Consider the following 21872-nt stretch of genomic DNA (forward strand, 5'->3'; position numbering starts at 1 on the left):
TGGATTCTGCCGGCCCGGTACTGGCGAAGAATGTGAACCGCCTGTCCATGAACCCATTCAGGAATTCGTATCGCTGTCAGTGCCACCAGCTACCTCCTCAATCCTCAGCTCCATGTCGCGTGCCATTTCGATAAACGTTGCCAGTGAGCAAATGTGTTCATCATCCAGCAGCCGGCGGTCGCATATCACCCTCCCGTTTTGAATGTGCAGGACTACCCGCCCTGTAAAATCAGGGAGGACATGCAGATCCACGTTCAATACTGGGCGCGGAATCTGCACACCCTGATAGAGCATCGTTTGCTGATTAGTCATTTTCAGTCTCCGCATTAACTGGTTCATGCTTTTTAACGAACTCAACCAGCTCAGAAATAAGCTCGTCGATTAACTCCTTACCGCTTTCTGTCAGGAATTCACCGCTACCATTTACATCAACAGAGCTGCTGTAAATTCCCTTAATAGCTTTTACGCCTTCGATATTTCCATACTCACTGATAGCGAGCCTTTCGAATTTTCGTAATAAACCATCCAGAAGAATCTCTGTTAACTCGACCGTGTTAATACCGCCTTTATTGAGCTTAATAACTAGGAAGTAGTTGCCTGTCTTGCGCTGGTGGCGTAATAATGCTGCCTTCATGATTCGGCGGCGATATGTGTTTATCACATTATCCATATTCATCTCCCGTAAGCTTTACGCAGGTAGAGTGACGCAATTACTTCCTGACCGTTGGCAGCGTATAGCAGGGCTACTTTATATGCTGCTTTGTCTTTGATGAATGTCATACGAAACGCCTCACCGCCAGAGAAGCAACCACACGCCCATGAATTTGCATGTCACTTTGTTCATCATGAGTGAGAATAAATGCACGGTAGTGATAGTTGTCAGAAATTATATTTAACGCGCCATTGTCCAGAGGCTCTATGCGTTTAATAAATACGCAAGTTCTTCCAAAAATTTCCCTTGTAAATACATAAATACCCTGAGTTAAAACCCGACCGCCGCAATCAATGAAACCAACAATTTCACAAGGTTCAATAGTTGGCTGCATTGAATCTCCGTCCATCCTGCAACTTTTAACACGATTACCAAAATCATTAATGTTGTCAGAGCCGAACAGCATTTGAGGCGTTTCAATTGGATGATTAATTGCGACGGCGTTAGTCATTTACATTTCCTCAGAGTGAGTTTGTCCCCACCTGTTAAGGTATTAGTTATTCAGGTGTTTAATTTTTATTGATTGGAGGTGAAAATTTTTTTTATGTCTGGGTGACTGTCAATGATTGATTTTGCCTCTTCACATGCCTCGTTATATGACTTGAAAAAATCGACAAGTACAAAATATCCATCGATGCGCTCGTATACAGCGAACTCTATTTCATCGACAAGAGTTGTTATAAATTGATAATTAAAACCTTCATCATGAGGTTGTGTTGCATGAAGATAAGACCAATGAGAATTGGCCGCCCTGAGCTTGGCGTGAATGTCAAATCCCTGGCTGGTTGGCTTTGGGTGTGATGTTTTATTCATCTCATAGGCTCCGTTGTCTGCCGATGAGTTAATAGTACTTTAGGTTTTAGTATTTGCAATACTAAAATTAGAAAATATTAATAACCAAAGGTATTAATATTTGATTTGGAATGAAATTTTTATGAAAAAAAGCCGGAAAACCGGCTTTATGGCAAAGGGGGGATCAAGCGAATCTGTATTTTGCCTCGACGACGACCCCAACAATTCTGCAGTTGCCGTTTATAGGCAGTAAGGGGTAACTTGGATTCAGCGGTTTTAAATATTTCCTTCCACTATCAATAACATACTTTTTAAAGGTTGCCTCGTTTGTGTCGTCTAGTTTAGCCACAACTAAGCTGCCGTTCTTGGGCTCTTTTCCTGTATCCACTAAGATTGCCATGCCTTCGGGAATGCTTATTCCACTTTGCGAAGTCATTGAGTCACCTTGGACACGGAGCCAAAAGCCATCCCCTTCGATATGGGCGTCTGAATCAAGCCATTCGTCGATATCTTTTGGCCCAAATGGCTCAACCGCTTCCGTCCAGTTTCCGGCACTGATCCAGCTTATCATCGGATATGAAGTGGATTTCTTTGGCACAGATAGGAATTCAACATTTTTAGCATATGCATGCATGTTATTGAGTTCTCTAGCTAATCTTGGGCTGAACTCTTCAACCTCAACATCCAGTACCTTTGCGAACATTACCGCAGAACTGATGTTCAATGCATTTCTTCCATTTAAATAATGGCCTACGGCACTTTGAGTAATGTTCATCTGATCAGCGATGTGCTGCTGGGTTAAGCCGAAAATTTTTTTCTTGGACTCATACAAAGCTTTAAGGCGCTTTGCGTCTTCAAGCTGTTCTGTCGTCAGGAGCTTTGTCGTTTTCATAATTTATTTTAATACCTTTAGTTTGAAAATGTCTCCTACTGATAGTACTATCTATTATAGTACTTGTGATACTAAAAAAGTGGGCACAGACATGATGACTATATCGCTCAAAGACTACGTTTCAGAAATAGGCCAGGTAAGAGCAGGCCAGCGACTGGGTGTCACCCAGATTGCAATAAGCAAAGCATTGAGATCTGGACGAAGTATTTTTGTTCAGATCGAAGAGGGGCATATCGCCGCCTTTGAAACTAAGCCGTTTCCAGCAAAACAGAAATCTTCGCGGCGTCTGATGGGGTTAGACCATACAGCAGATTAACCCGTTCAGCATATGGATCTCGCCTACCGTAATCCACGTGGTGTGCGGGTGAATGTCACCGGCTGTAACCGGCAAAAGCAGTAGATTTATTTCACCAGACAGAGGGATCTGTATAAATGCATGCAGCCTGTCCGGAAGTTTCAACAGTATTTCAAGAGGGTTTCAGAGTGAGCCAGTCAGTATATGAATTCGTTAACAGTCATCAATTTGCAAAGCCAATTCACAGGCTCATCATGCTTCGCGTTCTGGCTGCTGGCTCTTTAGATGGTCTGGGTGAACGTAAAATTGATCATGATGTTCTGGCTAACTTTTGCTGCTGTTCACGTCAGGCAATGTTCAAAGAGCTAAAGGTGCTTGAGCGGGCTGGTTATTTGCAAATGAGAAAGATGGACGAGGTGACGCTAGAGGCTACCGTCAGGATCGAGCCTGTGCGCGGCTATACCATAATCGTGAACGAGGCCCGATATGAGCAGTAATATTCTCGGAAACGTCTGGGAGGCTTGCGCTGCTCACGACATCAAGGGTGCCAAGCTGGTGATTATGGCCAGACTGGCTGACTACTCGAACGATGACGGGGTCTGCTATCCGAGCGTTGAGACCATCTGCCGCCAGTTGGGCCTGGGAGAAAGCACAGTCAGAACGGCTATTGCAGAACTGGAGTCTGCTGGCTGGTTACGCCGGGAATCTCGTCGCAAAGGTAATCGCAACACGTCCAATCTTTATCACCTGAATGCAGATCGCCTTGAGGCTCTGGCACGAATTGAGAAGGACAAAGTAACAATGCTGAGACAGCAACGCAGGGCTAAAGATTTTCACCCGTCAGATTCTGAACCTCCAAAATATGAACCGTCAGATTCTGCACGTTCAAACGGCTTTCACCCGTCAGATTCTGCACGTTCAAACGGCTTTCACCCGTCAGATTCTGACAAAAACAGCGTTTTCACCCGTCAGAATCTGACCCCAGATCCACAAGTAAATTCAAAACATGATCCACAAGTAAATTCAAAACATGATCCACAAGGTATTGGCACACCGGCTAAAGCCGATGAGCCGTTACCCAATGCAAAGCAGGATTATTCACCTGATTTTGAAACAGCCTGGCAGGTATACCCTAAACGCGCTGGTGGTAATCCCAAAGCATCAGCTTACAAAGCATGGAAAGCACGGCTGAAAGAGGGGGTTAGGCCAGATGACATGCTGGAAGGCGTAAAGCGTTATGCAGCATACGTCCGCGCAACAGGCAATACTGGCACTCAATACGTCAAGCAGGCAGTAACGTTCTTTGGTCCCGATCGCCATTTCGAAGAGTCCTGGCAGACGCCGTCCGCTCCGGGAGGTGGGCGTCCTGGAATGCTGCCGGTATCCGGGTTTAGTGAACAGGACTATGGCAAAACAGACTGCAACTGGTAACTCAGGAGATTTTGAATGTTGAACATCAAACAGCGTGAAGAAAGAGATAATTTGCTGGCTAAGCGTGACGCATTAACCGAAGAACTTGAGTTTGCAGTGGAGCATAAAAAACCATGGCGGTGGAGCAGCTGGGATGCTGGCGAGATCACCACGGTCTCATGTGACATTCACGGAGATTACAAACGCATGGCGCTGATCGGCAAAGCCCTTCGCGGCGCTGAAAATATCGTTTACTCGTCCTGTCCGAAGTGCGTCAGGGATCAGATTGCCCTGACCGAAGCCGCGCTGCGGGAGCTGCGTGTGAGTGACCTGCTGGACAATGCCGGTATTGCGCGCCGCTTCGAAGCCTGTGAATTTGATAACTACCAGGCCGTGAATCAGGATGCTGCTCAAAACCTGTCTGTATGCCAACGTTACGCCGCCAGTTGGCCGGATCGCCTCAACGCCGGAACCGGTCTCGTTATGACGGGTAACTGCGGTACAGGTAAGAACCACCTGGCTGTCTCAATGGCAAAGAATATTATTCGCGCTCACCAGGCCAGGGTGGAAATTACTGACGTTATGCGCCTTACCCGCTCTGTAAAACGCACATGGCGGCACAACGCCGAGAGCACTGAAGAAGAGGTCATTGAATATTTCACAACGCTGGATCTGCTGATCATCGATGAGGTTGGTGTACAGTTCGGCAGCCCGGCAGAAATGACTATCCTTCAGGAGGTAATTAACGCCCGTTATGAAAGTATTCTGCCAACGATCCTCATCAGTAATCTGACCTTTGACCAGCTAAAGGAAACCATAGGGGAGCGTATTGTTGACCGGGTAACGGATGGAGGTCGTAACCGCCTTGCATTTGGCTGGGGTAGCTATCGCAGTATTAGCGGAGTGGTAGCATGAGCCAGGTCTGGAGAAATGACGATCTTGAAGGCGCTGTTATCGGCGCGATTTGCCTGCGGGGTGCAGATCCAGAGGTACTGGATATCCTGTCACGCATGCCTGCGAGCGTTTTTTCGGTTCACCAGTACCGTGAAATTTATCGAGGAATTTGCGGACAGGCACGTAATGGGATTATTGATCCGTTACTACTTTGCGAGACACTTCCGGCACTGAGTGCGGTAATTATGTCCGCATCAAATATTCCCTGGGCAAAATCAGCGCTGGGTTCATACGTATTAATCCTGATCCGTAATGCAGCAATCCGCGACGCTGAGAAAGCTATGACAGAAGCGTTAGCAGCCATGCGTGAGGCTACCAATGGTGCTGCGGCAGTTGCGGCAATGGAGTCAGCAAAGCAGATTATGTCCGTCATTGATATCAATGGCGAAAGCGTGAACCCCGTTCATATTGATGAATTACTGCCTGAAGTCGTTTCACGTGTGGAAGCAAGAATGCAAGGGCTGGAAGAAGGGCGCTCGCTGCTTACCGGCATTGAAGATCTGGATGTAAAAACTGGGGGTATTGATATCACCGATCTGGTGTTTATCGCTGCACGGCCTTCGATGGGCAAAACGGAGCTGGCGCTGGACATTATTGACAAAGTGTCTGAGCAGGGGCATGGCGTACTTTTTTTCAGCATGGAAATGGCCAATATTCAGATCGGCGAGCGTATGGTTTCCGCGGCTGGTGGAATGCCTGTTTCGCGTTTAAAAGCTGTTGACCGATTTGAAAATGAAGACTGGGCACGTCTCACGACAGGTGTAGCTCGCCTTACTGGACGTAATATCTGGATGGTCGATGCCAACGATCTGACGGTAGAGCAAATTTCCCGTACCGCAACCCGCTGGAAAATGGCTCATCCGGAAATCGCGCTGGTGGTAGTAGACTATCTGGCACTTATCAAAATCCAAAGCACAGCGCGGTACGATCTGGCTGTTGGCGACGTTTCCAAAGGACTCAAGCGCCTGGCGAAAGCGAACAAGACACCTGTTATTGCGCTTAGCCAGCTTTCGCGCGGCGTTGAATCACGCCCGAACAAACGCCCAATGAACTCTGACCTTAAAAACTCCGGTGAAATTGAGGCCGACGCTGACTTAATTATGATGCTCTATCGTGACGAGGTCTATAACCCAGAATCTCCGGCAAAAGGTATCGCTGAGATCAACATCACCAAACAGCGAAATGGCGAGCTGGGCACAGTGTATCGCCGGTTCTTCAACGGTCATTTCCTCCCTATCGATCAGGATGAGGCAAAAGCCAGAACTGCGCCACAAGTAAGGGCTCAGGCGCGTCGCTATTCGAAAGGGAGCCAGTCGACATATGCAGATTTTTAATATTATTCCAATGGGTAAGCCGCGCATGACGCGTGCAGATAAATGGAAAAAACGGGATGTGGTTCTGCGCTACCGGGCTTTTTGCGATGAAGTTCGCCTGAACGGGCTGGTGATGCCGGAAACTGGCGGGCACATCACATTTGTCATTCCCATGCCTGCCAGCTGGAGCCAGAAGAAACGCGCAGCGATGAAAGGTCAGGCGCACCAGCAAAAGCCCGATGCAGACAACATGCTCAAGGCACTTATGGATGCTCTGTTTACAGATGATGCACATATCTGGGCTGTGCGGGTAACCAAGCGCTGGGGTGAGACAGGGCAGATTTTAATTTCAACAAATGAGAGGGCGGCCTAATGCGTGATGTTCAGATGGTACTTGAACGCTGGGGAGTATGGGCAGCAAGCGGAAAAGGAAATATCGGCTATCCACGCATTGCGGCGGGCCTTTCTAGCCTGCTTCCTGCCAGCAGGGCCGGGCGTCCGTCATGCTGTGATGATGACGGGATGTTTATCAACGAGGCAATGATCCGCCTCAGAAAGCACGATGAATACCTTTGTGCGCTGCTTGAATGGCATTACATCGAAAATATGACGTTGCGAGCAATGGCCGCCAAACTGGGTATTTCCCATAATCACGTTTCAGTGCGCCTGCAGTCGGCGGAAAGCTTTATTCAGGGATGCTTGTGCACTCTCGATATCAAGCTTGAGATGGACCGGGAATGCCGAAAAGAAAATGTTCTTCCAGTGAGGCTTAAAAGGGTTGTGTAATTACAAAACCGCAATTATTCTGCTATGAGTTGTCACACGGCAATAACGCATAACATCAAAACCTCGCTTCGGCGGGGTTTTTGCATTTCAGGGGAAATGTATGCAGCAACCTTATCTTTTCAACCCAGGAATGAATACTGAAGAGCTTGAGCAATGGCTTTCTCAACAGCGACTGCATGTCGCCTGTTACAACAATCTGCTCAAAGAAAAAGCCGCTCTTGAAGAGCGGCTAAATGAAGTGAATGACTCTATTGAGAAGCTTTCATCTTTAGGTTTTGAAGGTGAATTGAGTTTTCCATGTAGTCCCAGTCCTTCTCCGGCAAATGCTCAAAAGTAACTGAGAAGTTAGGCAGTTCTAAAATTTTTAATGCCGACTGTGCTTCATCAGTGAGATTTTCAATTTTTATTTCATCCTGAATAACAAACAGGGAATCCTCAAAAGATAATTTCCTTATATCTCCTGGAAACCACCTGGTCTTCATAAAAATCAGATGATGCAACGCAGCTGGTCCCTCAAGAGGGTTGAAAATAGTTGCATGCTTGAGTCTGTGCTGATGAAGAATCATTTCAAGAATGTATATCAGTGCCGTTCTATTACGGATCTGGTTATCCTGGGTACTGTCTTTGTAATATGCTGATGGAGACATGTTCCTGTTGTTGCAAACCCGCATTCGAATGACTTGTAGCAGATTGTCGTAATCGGACATTATGGTTCCTTAATGGTGTATGTATTGGCAAATCCACAATACCAGAGCATAAAAACAGCCGCTATCGTATGGCTTTTATTATGGGGCTCGCTTAGGCGGGCCGCTCCGTACCAGTAAGCGGAAATTTGACGCCATCGACATTGACGAAATCCGTTTCTCGGCTGTTAATTAGTGAGTGGTGAATCCCCCTATGCGGAGGGGCTACCAGTAAGGTCATTGATTATTCAACATCGCGGATCTGCTGACTGGGGCAGATCCACCGGGAGGCACCCGGCACCACATACCAATTACATCGACAGTCATATTTGCTTTGCTACTTCTGGCCTGCTTTTACAAGCAGGCTTTTTAGCCATCTTTAACACATCGTGCGGTAGGGTGCCTTTTTTAGCCTCATAAACAGGCGATTACAGCGAAATGGGATAAGATTCTTTTGTGGTGAATCCCCCTAAGCGGAGGGGCGTATCAGCATCTATGGCTGTTTATTGTTCGTTATCAGAACGCAAGTTCAAGTTGCTGGCTAGGACTTACCGGGAGGCACCCGGCACCACGCTCATCTTGGTAATAAAAAACCCTTTTGCCTGCTTTTACGAGCAGGCTTTTTTTTAGCCATCATTGACATATTGTGCGATAGAGTGCCGTTTATATCCTCAAAAACAGGCGATTACAGCGAAACGGTATAAGATTCTTTTGTGGTGAATCCCCCTGAGCGGAGGGGCGTAATCAGCAACCGGTTAACAGTAAGACAACCTAACACGCAAGTTTCAGTCGCTGGCTCGAACTTACCGGGAGGCACCCGGCACCACAAGCCAAAAAAATATCTCACAAGCCTGCAGTGCAGGCTTTTTTTTATCCATTTTCCCCTGAAACACTTCCCCCAAGCGGAGGTGAGAGACATGTCCCATATGAGCAAACTCGTAACCGGTGTCGCGCTCGGCACTTCCGGCGGCACCATCCTGAACGGTGTTCTGACAAAACTGAGCCCTGATGAATGGAGTGCCGTCGGCGTGCTGGCTGGTATCGCGGGCATTGTCATCACCGGGCTTATTAACTGGTACTTCAAACGAAAGGTCGCCAATGCCCAGGTCAGGGCGCTGGAGAAATACGGCCCGACGGTAAAAGTTGGAGATGACTGATATGCCAATGACCAGCAGTCTGCGTAATAAACTCATCGCTGCTGCGGGCGGCGGTGCGATGCTCATCGCCACTATTTTTCTTGGTGGTCATGACGGTGTGGAAGGGCGAAAGTATGTAGCCTACAAAGATGTGGCGGGTGTCTGGAGTGTGTGCGACGGTCACACCGGGCGCGATATCGTCCGGCACAAAACCTATACCGACAGGGAATGTGATGCCCTGCTGTGGAAAGACCTGCAACCGGCAAAGCGCACCGTTGATCAGCTGGTAAAGGTGCCGGTGGGCGAGTATCAGCGCGCCGCGCTCTACAGCTTTGTGTTTAACGTCGGCTCTGATGCGTTTTCTAAATCCACTTTGCTGCGGAAACTCAATAAGGGCGACCATGCCGGTGCGTGCGAAGAGATGCGCCGCTGGGTTTACGCTGGTGGCATGAAATGGAAGGGACTGCAGAACCGGCGCGAGATGGAGCGTTCCATGTGCCTGGCGGAAGGTGAAAATGACCTTTAAAGCGAAACTTATCGGCGCGCTGGTTATCGCTGGCCTGCTGGTGGCGCTTGGCTGGGCGGTCAGTCACTACCGCGATAATGCCATTGCCTATAAAGAGCAGCGCGATAAAGCGAAGGGCGACCTGCTGCTGGCGAACGACACCATTAATGATATGAAGGTGCGCCAGCGCGACGTCGCCGCACTCGATGCGAAATACTACGGAGAACTGGCAGATGCCAAAGCGACTATTGACCAGCTTGAACGTGATGTTGCTGCTGGCCGTAAGCGGCTGCAACTCAACGCCACCTGCGGAGCGAACGGAGCGCCCGGCACCACCAGCGTGGATGATGGCACCGGCCCCCGACTTACTGACGCCGCTGAACGGGATTATTTCACCCTCAGAGAGCGAATTGAAACTGTGACAAAGCAACTGACCGGGTTGCAGCAGTACGTTCGTGAGCAATGTCTGCGATAAAAGAAAGCCCTCATTAAGAGGGCAAGGGGCAGGAGTAATTCATTTTATGCTTTGACTAACGTTGACTGTGACTACTCAGTGACTGAAGCAATACACCTGGCAGTTGGCACAGCTTCGGTTGCCCTGGGCAGTAGCACGGAGAAAGTCTGGTTTAAGAGGCCTATGTGACAAGCGGGAAAAGATGCGATTGGGATTAGTCCTGGTTCAGACGCAAAAAATTTCCCTTCCAAAGTGAAATCCAGGAACTTCAGAAGGGAGACCAAGTGGTCATCGTTACAAAGAACAAGTGAAGCATAAAGTAATCTGAGCAAATAGATACTGTTATTAAAAAATAAGCACGAACTGTATCTTTACTTTGTTAAATGAAACGCCGTTTGTATTAGTTTCTGATGGTTTATAGATACAGTTTTGAATTTTTCAGAGGTGAATAGTGAATGAAGTAGTTAAACGGTGAGACCGTCATTGCAAGCCGCAGTTATGATGCGGCCCCGAGTCTCCGCGTAAGAGCCAGCTTTACTTCTGGTAAGGGTTAATAAGAAAAGAAGTACTGGTTTCACCACGTGACAGCCAATCACGCACTGGTTTGAGCCAACGGGGAGCAGAGACGAACCGGGTTGACGAACTCAAGGGCATGAGCGCGGCCACTGCGAGAGTGTAGCTGGCATCACAAGGCGCATTTATGAGTGCGCCTGATGATGCTTATCAGTTTCCAAAATCAAAGCTGCGTTTTCAATTCCGAAGGGTTGTCGGATGGGGTGGCTTCTTCTGATGGCGTGGCGCTGAAGTCTTTAATGATTGCACATCCCCACCAGTTAATAATCAATGCCGCCACAGCGGTAAACAGCCATGGTATCTGTGAGCCTTCGAAGTATTGCTCGCTAATATAGTTACCGGTGGTAAAGCAGGTGAAGATGGTCGCACCGATAAACCATCCCTGAAAAAGATTGGTTTTCAAAGTCATGATAGTTCCCCATTGGTAAGAGGTGCCAATATCTCTCTATGTACAACGGAAAGCAATCATCTCATAACATCTGCTTATGTATTTGTTTTGAACTCAACTTGCGCATAGCGGGGCTTTTTTATGCACAGCGTACGCGAGCATCGAAAAGATACTTTAATGAGCATTCCGGGAAAAGTGGCTTGAGCAACTGTATAAAATCAGCGATACGTTAACCACATCGCAAAAAAAGATAAACCACATCTTCCGACTTTTTATAAGATAACTAAACTGGAATGATGCAATAATTTCACATATTTCATTACAATCAGAAAGATGCTCCATACAGTCGCGATTGTTGACAAAAGGGACTCGCTTAACTCAATGACCAGATTGCCAGAATTTTCGCTTTCTTTCTTTCGCCCCCGCTACTGGCTGTTATGGCTTGGAATACTCATTCTTCGCTGTCTTGTTCTGCTTCCTTACCCTCTTTTATGCCGGATCGGATGTGGTCTGGGTAGACTGGGTCTGCGAATAATGTCACGCCGCGTAAACATTGCGCGCAGAAACCTGGAGCTTTGCTTTCCCGATCTGGCAAAAGATGAGCAGGAAAAACTGCTCATCAAAAATTTTGAGTCAGTCGGTATGGGGGTCATTGAAACAGGTATGGCTTGGTTCTGGTCCGATGCAAGAATACGTAAATGGTTTACGGTTACGGGCTATGAGCATATGGAAAAAGCCCGGTCGGGTCAGCGTGGAGTGCTTCTCATTGGTATGCACTTCCTGACGCTTGAGCTTGGTGCACGTATTTTCGGTATGCTTAATCCTGGAATTGGTGTTTACAGGCCAAACAACAATGCGTTGTTTGACTGGTTACAGACACGCGGTCGTCTGCGTTCTAATAAAACGATGCTGGACCGCTATGATCTGAAGGGAATGATTCGAGCCCTTAAGCAGGATGAAATCATCTGGTATGCGCCAGACCATGACTATGGTGCGCAGAACAGTGTATTTGTGCCATTTTTCCAGGTCCCTGATGCTGCAACGACAGCAGGTAGCTACATGCTTGTCAGAGGTGCTCGTCCGGCGGTAGTTCCATTTGTTCCGCGACGCCTGCCAGATCAGAAAGGATATGAGCTGATTATTTTAGCGGATATCAGTGAAGAACTGGCTGGCAGGGAAAAGGAGTTTGTCGCCACGAGAATGAATCAGACAATTGAAGAGGCAATCAGGTTAGCACCGGAGCAATATATGTGGTTGCATCGTCGATTTAAGACCCGTCCTCCTGGAAGAGAATCTTTTTACAGTAAAAAATGAGCATGGTTTGGTCAACCCAGGCTAAACGATAGCAGCCCTGCATATGCGGGGCTTTTTTATGCGTATCGCACGCGCACCAACGAGACACTTTCAGCAGTGAGCCTGGGGAAACCGCTTGTCTCGGGCGGCTTTCCCGTGCGACAGGCTCACATTTAAAAGGAACAAAATAATGTCTGACTTAGATCCACGAGTAGAAGCCATTGTTAAAGAGGCGCTTATGCGGAAGGAAGGGATTGCAGCAGAACGCTTCGCTATTCATGGCACAACTGCCGCGAACGGTGAAACCATTGAGCAGCGAACGCTGTCAGCAGTGCTATCCAGTGCATTGCATCAGATCGATGCTGACCAGGCTGGTGACGTTGCCGTTAAACTCGCTCAGGCTGTTAAGTCAGCGTTCCAGACCCTGAATAGCGGCTTTGCTGCTGGTGGCTATATAAGCAGTCAGTGGGGCATCAAGTTGGATTCAACTGGTAGCCTTGCCACCGAGAATGTGGATAAGTCTGAATGTTCGGACTGTGAGTCAGATGTTCACGATCCGGTTTCACTGAAAGACATTAAAGCCAGTCGTGAAGATGACATGCTTACCATCGGAAACTATCCCGGCGCTCACCTCTCGAGCAAGTTGGCTGTCAATGCTGCCGCCGCTGAGACCAGCGAAGCCCTGTCGAAAGAGATGAATGAAGTAATCGGCACAGTGGTACTAAATGTTATCAAAGAACAGAGCAAGCCAGGCGGGTTGCTATATCGACAATGATGGACGTTTGGACGTCCAAACATCTAAATTGTTCGATGGTTGTCAATCAAATGATAATCATTATCTTTTAAGCGGGTCCTCCCGGCGGGGTCGCCTGCCACGGGGCGGCGGGGTCGCGGAAAACGGCTGGTTTTTGCGATCTATGGTCATCATCATCATTCGGCTATCTCCCTGATTTTACTCACAGGCATTTTGCAAAGATGTCGAATCGTATAAAAAGTGTTCACCATCATGGACCAGGAAATCGCCTCACTCAAACTGAACATTAACCAGCTGGCGGCCATCACCGATGTTCACCGTCAGACCGTTGCCGCCCGCCTCAAAAATGTCAGCCCTGCGCCGGGCAGCAACAGTAAGTTAAAACTCTACCTTGTTACTGACGTTCTGACCGAACTCATGATCCCGACGGTATCTGTCAACCTTGATGATATGCCACCTTCTGACCGTCTGGCCCACTGGAAAGCGGAGAATGAGCGCATCAAATTCGAGCAGGACACCGGGCAGCTTATCCCGGCTGATGAGGTGGCCCGCGAATTTTCACTGATGGCGAAAGCCGTCGTTATGGTACTGGAAACCCTGCCCGATATTCTTGAGCGCGACTGTGCATTAACTCCTGCCGCAGTCGCGCGCGTGCAGAGTGTCATTGACGATCTCCGCGATCAGATGGCCCAGAAAGTGCTGGAAGCAGAAACAGAGGAGGATGAGCCAGAGGAGGACTGATGGCAAAGCGGGCATCGGCCCGGGGGATCCGACAGGATGTATCCGGTATTTTACGCGCGCCTCGCCGTATGCTGGTGGCTGATGCAGTCGGCAGCTATATGCGCGTACCGATGGGGGCAGGGAACTCGGTCCCGTGGGATCCGGATCTTGCTCCGTATGTTATCGAACCCATGAACTGCCTGGCGTCACGCGAATATGATGCCGTGGTGTTTGTAGGCCCGGCGCGAACGGGCAAAACCATCGGATTGATTGACGGCTGGATAGTCTACAACGTTGTCTGTGATCCGGCTGATATGCTGCTTATCCAGATGACCGAAGAGAAGGCGAGGGAGCACTCGAAGAAGCGCCTGGATCGTACCTTCCGGTGTAGCCCTGAGGTGAAAACCCGGCTCAGTCCCCGGCGCAACGACAATAACGTGTATGACCGCACCTTTCGCGCCGGTAACTACCTCAAAATTGGCTGGCCCTCCGTCAACATCATGTCGTCGTCGGACTATAAATGTGTCGCCCTGACTGACTACGATCGCTTCCCTGAAGATATCGATGGCGAGGGGGATGCGTTTTCGCTGGCCTCGAAACGTACCACTACCTTTATGTCATCGGGTATGACGCTGGTGGAAAGCTCGCCGGGTCGGGACATCCGCGATACCAAATGGCGGAGCAGTACCGCCCATGAGGCACCGCCGACCACCGGTATTCTGTCGCTGTATAACCGTGGCGATCGTCGCCGGTTGTACTGGCCCTGTCCTCACTGCGGGGAATTCTTCCAGCCTGAGATGGATAACATGACCGGTTATCGCGATATCGCCGATCCGGTGGTGGCGAGTGAATCAGCCTGCCTGCAGTGCCCTGCATGTCAGGGAAAGATCACCGCTGATATGAAGCGTTCCCTTAACATGAAAGGGATATGGCTTCGCGACGGTCAGCATGCTGATAAAGCGGGTAACGTAACGGGTGAAGGGCGGCGCTCGCGTATTGCTTCTTTCTGGATGGAAGGCCCGGCGGCCGCTTATCAGACGTGGTCGCAGCTTATTTATAAACTGCTTACCGCCGAGCAGGACTATCAGTCCACCGGCAGTGAGGAAACGCTGAAAACGGTGGTGAATACCGACTTTGGTCGTCCTTATCTGCCGCGTGCCAGCATGGAGCAGCGCAAAAGCGAACTGCTGGAGCAGCGCGCGGAAGAGATTCCGAAGCGCTCAGTACCTGCCGGCGTTCAGTTTATGGTGGCAACGGTTGACGTCCAGGGCGGACGAAACAGGCGCTTTGTGGTGCAGGTGACAGGCTACGGCCCCCAGGGTGAACGCTGGCTGGTGGACAGGTACAACATCCGCCAGTCGTTGCGCACCACCCCCGACGGTGAAAGCCTGCCCATCGATCCAGCGAGTTATCCCGAAGACTGGGATTTACTGATAAGCGATGTGTTTGATAAAGCCTGGCCGCTCGCCGGGGATGCGACGAAGCGCATGCGTCTGATGGCAATGGCCGTTGACTCCGGCGGGGAAGACGGTGTCACCGACAATGCGTACAAGTTCTGGCGTAAATGCCGCCGCGACGGTTCAGGTAAACGGGTGTTCCTGTTTAAAGGTGACAGCCAGCGCCGCGCAAAACTCATCACCCGCACGTTCCCCGATAACACCGGGCGCAGTACCCGCCGGGCAAAAGCCGCCGGTGATGTTCCGCTTTATCTCCTGCAAACCGACGATTTGAAGGACCGGGTCAATAACGCGTTATGGCGTGATTCGCCCGGCCCCGGCTATGTGCATTTTCCGTCATGGCTGGGGACCTGGTTTTATGACGAACTGACTTACGAGGAGCGTTCTGCCGATGGCAAATGGAGCAAGCCGGGTCGCGGTGCGAACGAGGCATTCGACCTGCTGGTCTATGCCGATGCGCTGGCGATCCTGCACGGTTACGAAAAAATTAAGTGGCCTGAAGCACCTGAATGGGCGAGGCGGGAAACCTGGCTGGAAGACGTCCTCCCCGAAGCGGCGGAGGGCGTTGCACCAGCACCCGCGCCGCAAACTAAGCGCCAGACGCGCAAATCCAGTAAGAAAAAGGCTGAGCAAAGTTCAGCCTGGGCACCGGCAACCGGAGGAGGGTGGGTGTGACGCAGTACGAAATAGAAAGCATGTTGCGGCTTTATACCGACGCTGAAACGGCTGTACTGGCGGGTAAATCCATTACCTTTAACGGCCAGCAGATGACGATGGAAAACCTGTCTGAAATACGTAAGGGACGCCAGGAGTGGGAGCGGCGATTGTCACTGGCGCTGAATCCCCGGCGCAGGCAGGGGTACAGACTGGCGAGGTTCAAATGACAATTCTTGATGATGCCATTGGTCTGGTATCACCCGCATGGAAAGCAGCCCGGCTACGTTCCCGCGCTGTTATCCGGGCTTACGAGGCGGTCACGCCAACCCGGACCCATAAAGCCCGTCGGGAAAACCGTTCCGCAAACCAGCTCAGCCAGATGGGGGCCGTGTCGCTCCGGGAGCAGGCGCGACATCTGGATAACAATCACGATCTGGTCATTGGGGTGTTCGATAAGCTGGAAGAGCGCGTGGTGGGGTCCAAAGGCATTATCGTTGAACCCCAGCCCCTGCTGACCAGTGGCCGTATTGCTGAAAAGCTTGCCGCTGACATCCGCAAAAAGTGGGCCGAATGGTCTGTGTCGCCGGAGGTGACGGGACAGTATACCCGCCCGGTCATGGAGCGCCTGATGCTTCGAACGTGGCTGCGTGATGGTGAAGTGTTCGGCCAGCTCGTCAGCGGCAATGCGGCAGGGCTTGAGCCGTCGGCAGGCATTCCCTTCTGGATAGAAGCGCTGGAGCCGGATTTCGTGCCGATGACCAGTGACGAGGCCAGCGGTATGAATCAGGGCGTCTTTCTCAATGACTGGGGCCGACCTAAAAAGTACCAGGTGTATAAAAGTCTCCCCGTCTCTGGTCGCCAGTTCGATACGAAAGAAATCGATGCAGCAAACATGCTTCACCTGAAGTTCACCCGTCGCCTGCACCAGATTCGCGGTACCTCTCTGCTTTCCGGCGTGTTGATCCGCCTGAGCGCCCTTAAAGAGTATGAAGATTCAGAGCTGACGGCTGCCCGTATTGCCGCCGCGCTGGGCATGTACATCAAAAAGGGTGACGGTCAGAGCTATGAGGATGGCGGTACCGGGAGCGAGGCAGACGATCGCGAGCTGAATATTCAGCCGGGCATGCTGTATGACGATCTCTTGCCCGGTGAAGAAATCGGCATGATTAAGTCCGATCGGCCAAACCCTAACCTTGAGACCTTTCGCAACGGCCAGCTGCGTGCGGTCGCCGCAGGCTCGCGCGTCAGTTTTTCCAGCGCGTCGCGAAACTATAACGGCACCTACAGTGCCCAGCGTCAGGAGCTGGTCGAGTCCACTGACGGTTATCTCATTCTTCAGGATGCCTTTATTGCCGCCGTCACGCGTCCCGTATACCGGGCCTGGCTGAAGATGGCAATTGCCTCCGGGCAAATTGTTCTGCCTCGCGGCGTCGATATGGACTCCCTTTATAACGCGGTCTACGCCGGGCCGGTGATGCCCTGGATTGACCCGGTTAAAGAGGCAAACGCCTGGAAAACGCAGATCCGCGGCGGGGCAGCAACGGAGTCTGACTGGGTCCGCGCCAGCGGGCGCAATCCTGATGATGTGAAGCGCCGCCGCAAGGCGGAGATTGACGAGAACCATAAACAGGGGCTGGTGTTTGACACCGACCCGGCCAATGACAAAGGAGGCACCAGTGCCGAGGCAACGAAACCGGGCGAACCGCCGCCCGAAAGCGAGCGCAGGAAAAAATAATTCCTGGTTTCGCATGCAGGCCAGTGCGGACAGCACGGCAGATATTTTTATCTATGACGAAATCGGCTACTGGGGGGTTACGGCAAAACAGTTTGTTGCCAACCTGAAAGCACTCGGTGATGTCTCCCACATTAACCTTCATATCAACTCACCCGGTGGCGACGTCTTTGATGGCATCGCCATTTTTAATGCCCTTAAACATCACGGCGCAGCCATTACCGTCTATATCGACGGGCTGGCGGCATCGATGGCATCGGTGATCGCGATGGTGGGTAATCCCGTCATCATGCCGGAAAACACCATGCTGATGATCCACAAGCCCTGGGGATTTGCCGGAGGTGACGCCACCGACATGCGCGACTATGCGGACTTACTCGATAAAGTCGAGAGCGTCCTTATCCCGGCGTATATGGCGAAAACAGGTAAGGCCCATGAAGAAATTGCCGCCATGCTGGAGGACGAAACCTGGCTTACCGGGGAAGAGTGCGTCGCGCTTGGCTTTGCCGATCAGGTTGTTCCGTCCTTACAGGCTATGGCCTGCATCCATTCTAAACGTATTGAGGAATTCGAAAAAATGCCGAACAGCATTCGTAACGCAGTGACCCCGCCGCGCAACAGCACCCAGCGCGATCCGCAGACCCCGGCTCAACCGGCCACGTCGCCTGCCACACCTGCACCGGCGGCAGCCGATGAAAATGCCATCCGTGCGCAGGTTATCGCTGAGCAGAAAGAGCGCGTTACCGGGATCAATAATCTTTTTGCCATGTTCGGCGGTAAGCACCAGGAACTCCTGACCACCTGCGTGGCCGATCCTGAGTGCTCAGTTGATCAGGCCAAGGATCAGTTACTGACTGCGCTGGGCAAAGAGTCCACCCCATCCAACAAAAACGGCACCGCACACATTCACGCCGGAAACGGTAACTTTGTCGGGGACGGGATCCGTCAGGCGCTGATGGCGCGTGCAGGCTATGAAGATGTCGATCGCGACAACGTTTATAACGGCATGACGCTTCGTGAACATGCCCGTATGTCCCTGACTGAGCGCGGCTTCGGGGTATCCAGCTATAACCCGATGCAGATGGTCGGCTTCGCGCTGACGCACAGTACCTCTGATTTTGGCAATATCCTGCTTGATGTGGCTAATAAGGCACTTTTGCAGGGCTGGCAGGAGGCTGAAGAGACGTTTGAACTCTGGACCAAGAAAGGCAGCCTGAGCGACTTTAAAACGGCGCATCGTGTTGGTATGGGCGGCTTCCCGTCCCTGCGTCAGGTACGTGAAGGCGCGGAATACAAATACGTCACCACCGGTGATAAAGGCGAAACCATTGCGCTGGCAACGTACGGCGAAATCTTCTCTATCACCCGCCAGGCCATCATCAATGATGACCTGAACCAGCTGACGGATGTTCCGCTGAAAATGGGCCGTGCGGCAAAAGGGACCATCGGCGATCTGGTGTATGCCATCCTTACCGAAAACCCGAAAATGTCCGACGGTAAACCGTTGTTCAGCGCCGATCACAAGAACATCGCCGCAGGGGCAATTGATGTCACCAGCCTGGATAAAGGCCGCCAGCTGATGCGCACGCAGAAAGAAGGTGAGCGCGCCCTGAACATTCGCCCGGCTTATATTCTGGTACCGACAGTCCTCGAAACCCTCGCCAGCCAGACCATTCGCTCTGCCAGCGTGAAAGGGGCTGATGTAAACGCGGGGATCATTAACCCGGTGCAGAATTTTGCGGAGATCATTTCCGAGCCACGTCTTGATGACAAGGATGCCGCCGCCTGGTACCTCGCCGCCGCCAAAGGGTCTGACACCATCGAAGTGGCTTACCTGAACGGTGTCGATACGCCTTACATCGACCAGCAGGAAGGCTTTACCACTGATGGCGTGGCGACCAAAGTGCGTATCGATGCCGGCGTGGCCCCGCTGGATTATCGCGGTCTGGTTAAGTCCAGCGGTAAATAATATTTGTATCCCTTTCCCGGCCCGTAAGGGCTTTTTTTATACCTGCAATACGGCTCCGTCCGGGGCCGTGGAGACCCATATGAAAAATTATCTTCAGGACGGCAACACCATCGCCATTATCAATAAAACGGCGGCCACCATCCTCAGCGGCGATCCGGTTGCTGTCGGTGATCTGCTGGCCGTCGCTATTGTTGATATCCCCAAAGATGAAACCGGGGACGGGCGCACCACGGGTGTCGTGATCCTGCCAAAACTCGCCGCTGATGACATTGCCCAGGGTAAAAGCGTTTTCCTTAAAGGGGGCAAAATCCAGCTCGACGCGGCTGGCGCCACCCCGGCAGGAAAAGCATGGGAAGCTGCGGGCGCAAACACCACGACGGTTGCGGTTCGTCTGAATGGCTAACCCGTTTGAAAGAATGGCGGCGCGAATGGACGTGGCGACTGTACGTCTGATGGGCGGCACCGTTACTGTTAATGGTGCCGCTTACAGTGCCATCGAAAGCCAGTTTCTTTCAGAGATGGGTCCGGTAGTGGGCGACGGGCTGTCGCTGGTGGTGTTTGACGAGAGCTACCGCCCGCGCCGGAACGATGAGGTTGTCTGGAAGGGTGTGGAGTACAAAGTGACCCGACACCAGCCTTTTAACGGCAAACCTCAAATCTGGATTGAGTAAGGGGGGCTGTATGTCCATCAAAGGACTGGAGCAGGCTATCGATAACCTGAATGGTATCAGTAAGACCGCCGTGCCGCGCGCGTCCGCGCAGGCAGTTAACCGTGTGGCAGGGCGGGCAGTCAGCCGGAGTGTTCGGGTGGTGGCGAAAGATACCCGCGTGCCACAAAAGCTGGTACGCCAGCGCGCGCGCATCCGTAAAGCCACTTCCCGAAAGCCCCGGGCGCTTATCCGCGTTAACCGCGGCAATCTTCCGGCGATTAAGCTCGGCGTTGCTTCTGTGAAGTTGTCACGGCGCAAACGCGATAAATATGGTGTCAGGAGCGTACTGGCCGTCGGGCGCTTTCGCTTTCCGGGGGCGTTTATCCAGCAACTGAAGAACGGGCGCTGGCACATTCTCAGGCGGACCACAAAATCACGTTACCCGATTGAAGTGGTCAGCATCCCGCTTGCGGTACCGCTAACTGACGCATTCCGGCAGGAGCTGCCCGTAGTTGTGGACAGCGATATGCCGAAAGAGCTTCGGGCATCCCTTAAAAACCAGCTCAGGCTAATCCTTAAACGATGAAAAATTCCCTCATTCGCGCTGCCGTGCTGTCTGCGCTTAAACGTGGCATTACAGATCCGGTCGTCTGGTTCGACGGGCGGCCAGGATTTATTGATCCGGAGGATTTACCTGCCGTGGCCGTGTATCTGACTGATGCCAGATCGTCAGATACCAGCGCCATTGACGAAGATTTGTGGGACGCCGTCCTGCATATCGAGGTCTTTCTTAAATCATCTGAAACCGATTCGGCTCTCGATGACTGGATGGAGGGGAAAGTTTACCCCGTGCTTCAGTCCGTTCCTGAGTTGTCACCCCTCATCGAAACCATGACCGTACTGGGCTATGAATACCAGCGCGACGACGAAGCGATGACGTGGGGATCGGCAGATATCACTTACTCTGTCAGCTATATCATGTGAGGACACTATGGCAGCACCAAACCCCCTGGCACCTGTAAAGGGTGCCGGTACCACGCTCTGGATCTATACCGGCAGCGGCAATGCGTTTACAAATCCGCTGGCGGATATCGACTGGACGCGTCTGGCGAAAGTCAAAGAGCTTCAGCCCGGCGAACTGACGGCAGAATCTTTTGATGACACCTACATCGATGATGAAGATGCTGACTGGGGCGCGACCGGGCAGGGCCAGAAATCCGCAGGGGACAGCACTATCACCCTTGGCTGGATGCCCGGCGACTCCGGTCAGAAAGAACTGGTTAAATGGTTCAATGACGGTACCGTCCGGGCTTACAAAATCAAATACCCCAACGGCACTGTTGATGTCTTTCGCGGGTGGGTGAGCAGCCTGGGTAAGGCTATTACCAGTAAAGAGATGATCACCCGTACCGTCAAAGTGACCAACAACGGTAAGCCGCTACAGGCTGAAGATAACGGCGCGGCAACCATTGCCGTCACCGGCGTTACGCTCGATAAAGCTACTGCGAGCGTGGCCGTCGGGGCTACCGTAACGTTTAACGTCACCGTTCAGCCCGCCAGCGCCTCGGATAAATCGTTCCGTGCAGCCACGTCCGCCCCGTCAAAAGCGACGGCCACCATCAATGGCACTGTCGTTACCGTCACCGGCATCGCGGCGGGGGCTGCGGATATTATCATCATGACTAACGACGGCCAGTTTGTTGCCGTGTGCAAAGTCACCGTTACCGCAGCATAACTTTACGCAGCC

General features: G+C 51.5%; 29 protein-coding genes. 23 read left to right on the forward strand and 6 right to left on the reverse strand.

The genetic code is table 11. The annotated features are described in order from the left end of the window. Window positions 1–57: 57 nt before the first annotated feature. The 5 genes from P0H77_RS03730 to P0H77_RS03750 all read right to left on the reverse strand — a co-directional run bounded on the left by P0H77_RS03730 (window position 58) and on the right by P0H77_RS03750 (window position 2396). Window positions 58–312, reverse strand: coding sequence for a hypothetical protein (locus tag P0H77_RS03730; protein WP_276163645.1), 255 nt, complete (start codon window positions 310–312; stop codon window positions 58–60). Continuing rightward, on the reverse strand, window positions 305–670 hold the full coding sequence (locus tag P0H77_RS03735; protein ID WP_276163646.1) for a hypothetical protein: 366 nt from the start codon (window positions 668–670) through the stop codon (window positions 305–307). Before P0H77_RS03735 ends, P0H77_RS03730 begins: the two co-directional genes overlap by 8 nt. Before the next feature lie 106 nt (window positions 671–776). Then, complete coding sequence (locus P0H77_RS03740; RefSeq protein WP_276163647.1) at window positions 777–1163, reverse strand: S24 family peptidase; 387 nt, start codon at window positions 1161–1163, stop codon at window positions 777–779. 65 nt (window positions 1164–1228) lie between these two features. Further along, complete coding sequence (locus P0H77_RS03745; RefSeq protein WP_276163648.1) at window positions 1229–1525, reverse strand: hypothetical protein; 297 nt, start codon at window positions 1523–1525, stop codon at window positions 1229–1231. A gap of 163 nt (window positions 1526–1688) precedes the next feature. Beyond that, window positions 1689–2396: a LexA family transcriptional regulator gene (locus P0H77_RS03750; RefSeq protein ID WP_276163649.1), complete on the reverse strand. Its 708-nt coding sequence runs from the start codon at window positions 2394–2396 to the stop codon at window positions 1689–1691. Window positions 2397–2487: 91 nt separating this feature from the next. On the opposite strand from P0H77_RS03750, the gene P0H77_RS03755 reads away from it, so the two are divergent. The 11 genes from P0H77_RS03755 to P0H77_RS03805 all read left to right on the forward strand — a co-directional run bounded on the left by P0H77_RS03755 (window position 2488) and on the right by P0H77_RS03805 (window position 9953). Beyond that, window positions 2488–2712: a Cro/CI family transcriptional regulator gene (locus tag P0H77_RS03755; RefSeq protein WP_276163650.1), complete on the forward strand. Its 225-nt coding sequence runs from the start codon at window positions 2488–2490 to the stop codon at window positions 2710–2712. A 167-nt stretch (window positions 2713–2879) separates the two neighbouring features. Then, on the forward strand, window positions 2880–3188 hold the full coding sequence (locus tag P0H77_RS03760; protein ID WP_276163651.1) for a transcriptional regulator: 309 nt from the start codon (window positions 2880–2882) through the stop codon (window positions 3186–3188). Next, complete coding sequence (locus tag P0H77_RS03765) at window positions 3178–4122, forward strand: helix-turn-helix domain-containing protein (protein WP_276163652.1); 945 nt, start codon at window positions 3178–3180, stop codon at window positions 4120–4122. Before P0H77_RS03760 ends, P0H77_RS03765 begins: the two co-directional genes overlap by 11 nt. A gap of 15 nt (window positions 4123–4137) precedes the next feature. Next, entirely contained in the window at window positions 4138–5016 is an 879-nt protein-coding gene (locus tag P0H77_RS03770) for an ATP-binding protein (RefSeq protein ID WP_103678180.1), read from the forward strand. Beyond that, window positions 5013–6389 (forward strand): DnaB helicase C-terminal domain-containing protein, encoded by a 1377-nt coding sequence (locus P0H77_RS03775; protein ID WP_103678179.1) that lies wholly within the window; start codon window positions 5013–5015, stop codon window positions 6387–6389. Before P0H77_RS03770 ends, P0H77_RS03775 begins: the two co-directional genes overlap by 4 nt. Beyond that, on the forward strand, window positions 6376–6741 hold the full coding sequence (locus tag P0H77_RS03780; RefSeq protein ID WP_103678178.1) for a RusA family crossover junction endodeoxyribonuclease: 366 nt from the start codon (window positions 6376–6378) through the stop codon (window positions 6739–6741). Before P0H77_RS03775 ends, P0H77_RS03780 begins: the two co-directional genes overlap by 14 nt. Next, window positions 6741–7154, forward strand: coding sequence for an antiterminator Q family protein (locus P0H77_RS03785; RefSeq protein WP_103678177.1), 414 nt, complete (start codon window positions 6741–6743; stop codon window positions 7152–7154). Before P0H77_RS03780 ends, P0H77_RS03785 begins: the two co-directional genes overlap by 1 nt. Before the next feature lie 100 nt (window positions 7155–7254). Continuing rightward, on the forward strand, window positions 7255–7491 hold the full coding sequence (locus tag P0H77_RS03790; RefSeq protein ID WP_103678176.1) for a hypothetical protein: 237 nt from the start codon (window positions 7255–7257) through the stop codon (window positions 7489–7491). 1272 nt (window positions 7492–8763) lie between these two features. Further along, entirely contained in the window at window positions 8764–8994 is a 231-nt protein-coding gene (locus P0H77_RS03795; protein WP_103678201.1) for a class II holin family protein, read from the forward strand. A gap of 1 nt (window position 8995) precedes the next feature. After that, window positions 8996–9499, forward strand: a complete 504-nt coding sequence (locus P0H77_RS03800; protein ID WP_103678200.1) for a lysozyme — start codon at window positions 8996–8998, stop codon at window positions 9497–9499. Further along, window positions 9489–9953 carry a lysis protein gene (locus tag P0H77_RS03805; protein WP_103678174.1) on the forward strand — a complete coding sequence of 155 codons (465 nt, stop codon included), beginning with the start codon at window positions 9489–9491 and terminating at the stop codon, window positions 9951–9953. Before P0H77_RS03800 ends, P0H77_RS03805 begins: the two co-directional genes overlap by 11 nt. A gap of 715 nt (window positions 9954–10668) precedes the next feature. Here the strand turns inward: P0H77_RS03805 and P0H77_RS03810 are convergent. Beyond that, window positions 10669–10914: a hypothetical protein gene (locus P0H77_RS03810; RefSeq protein ID WP_103678173.1), complete on the reverse strand. Its 246-nt coding sequence runs from the start codon at window positions 10912–10914 to the stop codon at window positions 10669–10671. Between the two features lie 360 nt (window positions 10915–11274). Here P0H77_RS03810 and lpxL point away from each other — a divergent pair, with 360 nt between their 5' ends. The 12 genes from lpxL (at window position 11275) to P0H77_RS03870 (ending at window position 21860) form a co-directional block, all read left to right on the forward strand. Beyond that, window positions 11275–12207, forward strand: coding sequence for an LpxL/LpxP family Kdo(2)-lipid IV(A) lauroyl/palmitoleoyl acyltransferase (lpxL, locus tag P0H77_RS03815; protein WP_103678172.1), 933 nt, complete (start codon window positions 11275–11277; stop codon window positions 12205–12207). A 169-nt stretch (window positions 12208–12376) separates the two neighbouring features. Further along, window positions 12377–12961, forward strand: a complete 585-nt coding sequence (locus tag P0H77_RS03820; RefSeq protein ID WP_103678171.1) for a hypothetical protein — start codon at window positions 12377–12379, stop codon at window positions 12959–12961. Window positions 12962–13192: 231 nt separating this feature from the next. Next, the gene (locus tag P0H77_RS03825) at window positions 13193–13681 is read left to right on the forward strand and encodes a DUF1441 family protein (RefSeq protein ID WP_103678199.1); all 489 of its coding nucleotides are present in this window, start codon (window positions 13193–13195) and stop codon (window positions 13679–13681) included. Further along, the gene (locus P0H77_RS03830) at window positions 13681–15792 is read left to right on the forward strand and encodes a phage terminase large subunit family protein (protein WP_276163653.1); all 2112 of its coding nucleotides are present in this window, start codon (window positions 13681–13683) and stop codon (window positions 15790–15792) included. Before P0H77_RS03825 ends, P0H77_RS03830 begins: the two co-directional genes overlap by 1 nt. Beyond that, window positions 15789–16001 carry a hypothetical protein gene (locus P0H77_RS03835; protein ID WP_103678169.1) on the forward strand — a complete coding sequence of 71 codons (213 nt, stop codon included), beginning with the start codon at window positions 15789–15791 and terminating at the stop codon, window positions 15999–16001. Before P0H77_RS03830 ends, P0H77_RS03835 begins: the two co-directional genes overlap by 4 nt. Beyond that, the gene (locus P0H77_RS03840; protein ID WP_305144196.1) at window positions 15929–17509 is read left to right on the forward strand and encodes a phage portal protein; all 1581 of its coding nucleotides are present in this window, start codon (window positions 15929–15931) and stop codon (window positions 17507–17509) included. The genes P0H77_RS03835 and P0H77_RS03840 overlap by 73 nt, the downstream gene beginning before the upstream one ends. Further along, the gene (locus tag P0H77_RS03845) at window positions 17433–19475 is read left to right on the forward strand and encodes a ClpP-like prohead protease/major capsid protein fusion protein (RefSeq protein WP_103678167.1); all 2043 of its coding nucleotides are present in this window, start codon (window positions 17433–17435) and stop codon (window positions 19473–19475) included. The genes P0H77_RS03840 and P0H77_RS03845 overlap by 77 nt, the downstream gene beginning before the upstream one ends. A 79-nt stretch (window positions 19476–19554) precedes the next feature. After that, the gene (locus P0H77_RS03850) at window positions 19555–19878 is read left to right on the forward strand and encodes a capsid cement protein (RefSeq protein ID WP_103678166.1); all 324 of its coding nucleotides are present in this window, start codon (window positions 19555–19557) and stop codon (window positions 19876–19878) included. Further along, entirely contained in the window at window positions 19871–20146 is a 276-nt protein-coding gene (locus P0H77_RS03855; RefSeq protein WP_103678165.1) for an ATP-binding protein, read from the forward strand. The genes P0H77_RS03850 and P0H77_RS03855 overlap by 8 nt, the downstream gene beginning before the upstream one ends. Window positions 20147–20156: 10 nt before the next feature. Next, a complete protein-coding gene (locus P0H77_RS03860; protein WP_103678164.1) occupies window positions 20157–20711 on the forward strand; it encodes a phage tail protein in 555 nt (184 codons plus the stop codon). Then, window positions 20708–21109 carry a phage tail terminator protein gene (gene gpU, locus P0H77_RS03865; protein ID WP_103678163.1) on the forward strand — a complete coding sequence of 134 codons (402 nt, stop codon included), beginning with the start codon at window positions 20708–20710 and terminating at the stop codon, window positions 21107–21109. The genes P0H77_RS03860 and gpU overlap by 4 nt, the downstream gene beginning before the upstream one ends. Window positions 21110–21116: 7 nt before the next feature. Then, window positions 21117–21860 carry a phage tail protein gene (locus P0H77_RS03870; protein ID WP_103678162.1) on the forward strand — a complete coding sequence of 248 codons (744 nt, stop codon included), beginning with the start codon at window positions 21117–21119 and terminating at the stop codon, window positions 21858–21860. Window positions 21861–21872: the final 12 nt, after the last annotated feature.

This window comes from Superficieibacter sp. HKU1, from assembly GCF_029319185.1.
GTDB lineage: Bacteria > Pseudomonadota > Gammaproteobacteria > Enterobacterales > Enterobacteriaceae > Superficieibacter.

Coding starts and splice junctions, on each gene's coding strand:
- P0H77_RS03730 (WP_276163645.1), bottom strand. CDS start 312: ATGACTAATCAGCAAACGATGCTCTATCAGGGTGTGCAGATTCCGCGC.
- lpxL (WP_103678172.1), top strand. CDS start 11,275: ATGACCAGATTGCCAGAATTTTCGCTTTCTTTCTTTCGCCCCCGCTAC.
- P0H77_RS03795 (WP_103678201.1), top strand. CDS start 8,764: ATGAGCAAACTCGTAACCGGTGTCGCGCTCGGCACTTCCGGCGGCACC.
- P0H77_RS03810 (WP_103678173.1), bottom strand. CDS start 10,914: ATGACTTTGAAAACCAATCTTTTTCAGGGATGGTTTATCGGTGCGACC.
- P0H77_RS03870 (WP_103678162.1), top strand. CDS start 21,117: ATGGCAGCACCAAACCCCCTGGCACCTGTAAAGGGTGCCGGTACCACG.
- P0H77_RS03780 (WP_103678178.1), top strand. CDS start 6,376: ATGCAGATTTTTAATATTATTCCAATGGGTAAGCCGCGCATGACGCGT.
- P0H77_RS03765 (WP_276163652.1), top strand. CDS start 3,178: ATGAGCAGTAATATTCTCGGAAACGTCTGGGAGGCTTGCGCTGCTCAC.
- P0H77_RS03770 (WP_103678180.1), top strand. CDS start 4,138: ATGTTGAACATCAAACAGCGTGAAGAAAGAGATAATTTGCTGGCTAAG.
- P0H77_RS03860 (WP_103678164.1), top strand. CDS start 20,157: ATGTCCATCAAAGGACTGGAGCAGGCTATCGATAACCTGAATGGTATC.
- P0H77_RS03775 (WP_103678179.1), top strand. CDS start 5,013: ATGAGCCAGGTCTGGAGAAATGACGATCTTGAAGGCGCTGTTATCGGC.
- P0H77_RS03790 (WP_103678176.1), top strand. CDS start 7,255: ATGCAGCAACCTTATCTTTTCAACCCAGGAATGAATACTGAAGAGCTT.
- P0H77_RS03750 (WP_276163649.1), bottom strand. CDS start 2,396: ATGAAAACGACAAAGCTCCTGACGACAGAACAGCTTGAAGACGCAAAG.
- P0H77_RS03735 (WP_276163646.1), bottom strand. CDS start 670: ATGGATAATGTGATAAACACATATCGCCGCCGAATCATGAAGGCAGCA.
- P0H77_RS03740 (WP_276163647.1), bottom strand. CDS start 1,163: ATGACTAACGCCGTCGCAATTAATCATCCAATTGAAACGCCTCAAATG.
- P0H77_RS03785 (WP_103678177.1), top strand. CDS start 6,741: ATGCGTGATGTTCAGATGGTACTTGAACGCTGGGGAGTATGGGCAGCA.
- P0H77_RS03855 (WP_103678165.1), top strand. CDS start 19,871: ATGGCTAACCCGTTTGAAAGAATGGCGGCGCGAATGGACGTGGCGACT.
- P0H77_RS03830 (WP_276163653.1), top strand. CDS start 13,681: ATGGCAAAGCGGGCATCGGCCCGGGGGATCCGACAGGATGTATCCGGT.
- P0H77_RS03845 (WP_103678167.1), top strand. CDS start 17,433: ATGACAAAGGAGGCACCAGTGCCGAGGCAACGAAACCGGGCGAACCGC.
- P0H77_RS03805 (WP_103678174.1), top strand. CDS start 9,489: ATGACCTTTAAAGCGAAACTTATCGGCGCGCTGGTTATCGCTGGCCTG.
- P0H77_RS03825 (WP_103678199.1), top strand. CDS start 13,193: ATGGACCAGGAAATCGCCTCACTCAAACTGAACATTAACCAGCTGGCG.
- P0H77_RS03755 (WP_276163650.1), top strand. CDS start 2,488: ATGATGACTATATCGCTCAAAGACTACGTTTCAGAAATAGGCCAGGTA.
- P0H77_RS03745 (WP_276163648.1), bottom strand. CDS start 1,525: ATGAATAAAACATCACACCCAAAGCCAACCAGCCAGGGATTTGACATT.
- P0H77_RS03820 (WP_103678171.1), top strand. CDS start 12,377: ATGTCTGACTTAGATCCACGAGTAGAAGCCATTGTTAAAGAGGCGCTT.
- P0H77_RS03800 (WP_103678200.1), top strand. CDS start 8,996: ATGCCAATGACCAGCAGTCTGCGTAATAAACTCATCGCTGCTGCGGGC.
- P0H77_RS03850 (WP_103678166.1), top strand. CDS start 19,555: ATGAAAAATTATCTTCAGGACGGCAACACCATCGCCATTATCAATAAA.
- gpU (WP_103678163.1), top strand. CDS start 20,708: ATGAAAAATTCCCTCATTCGCGCTGCCGTGCTGTCTGCGCTTAAACGT.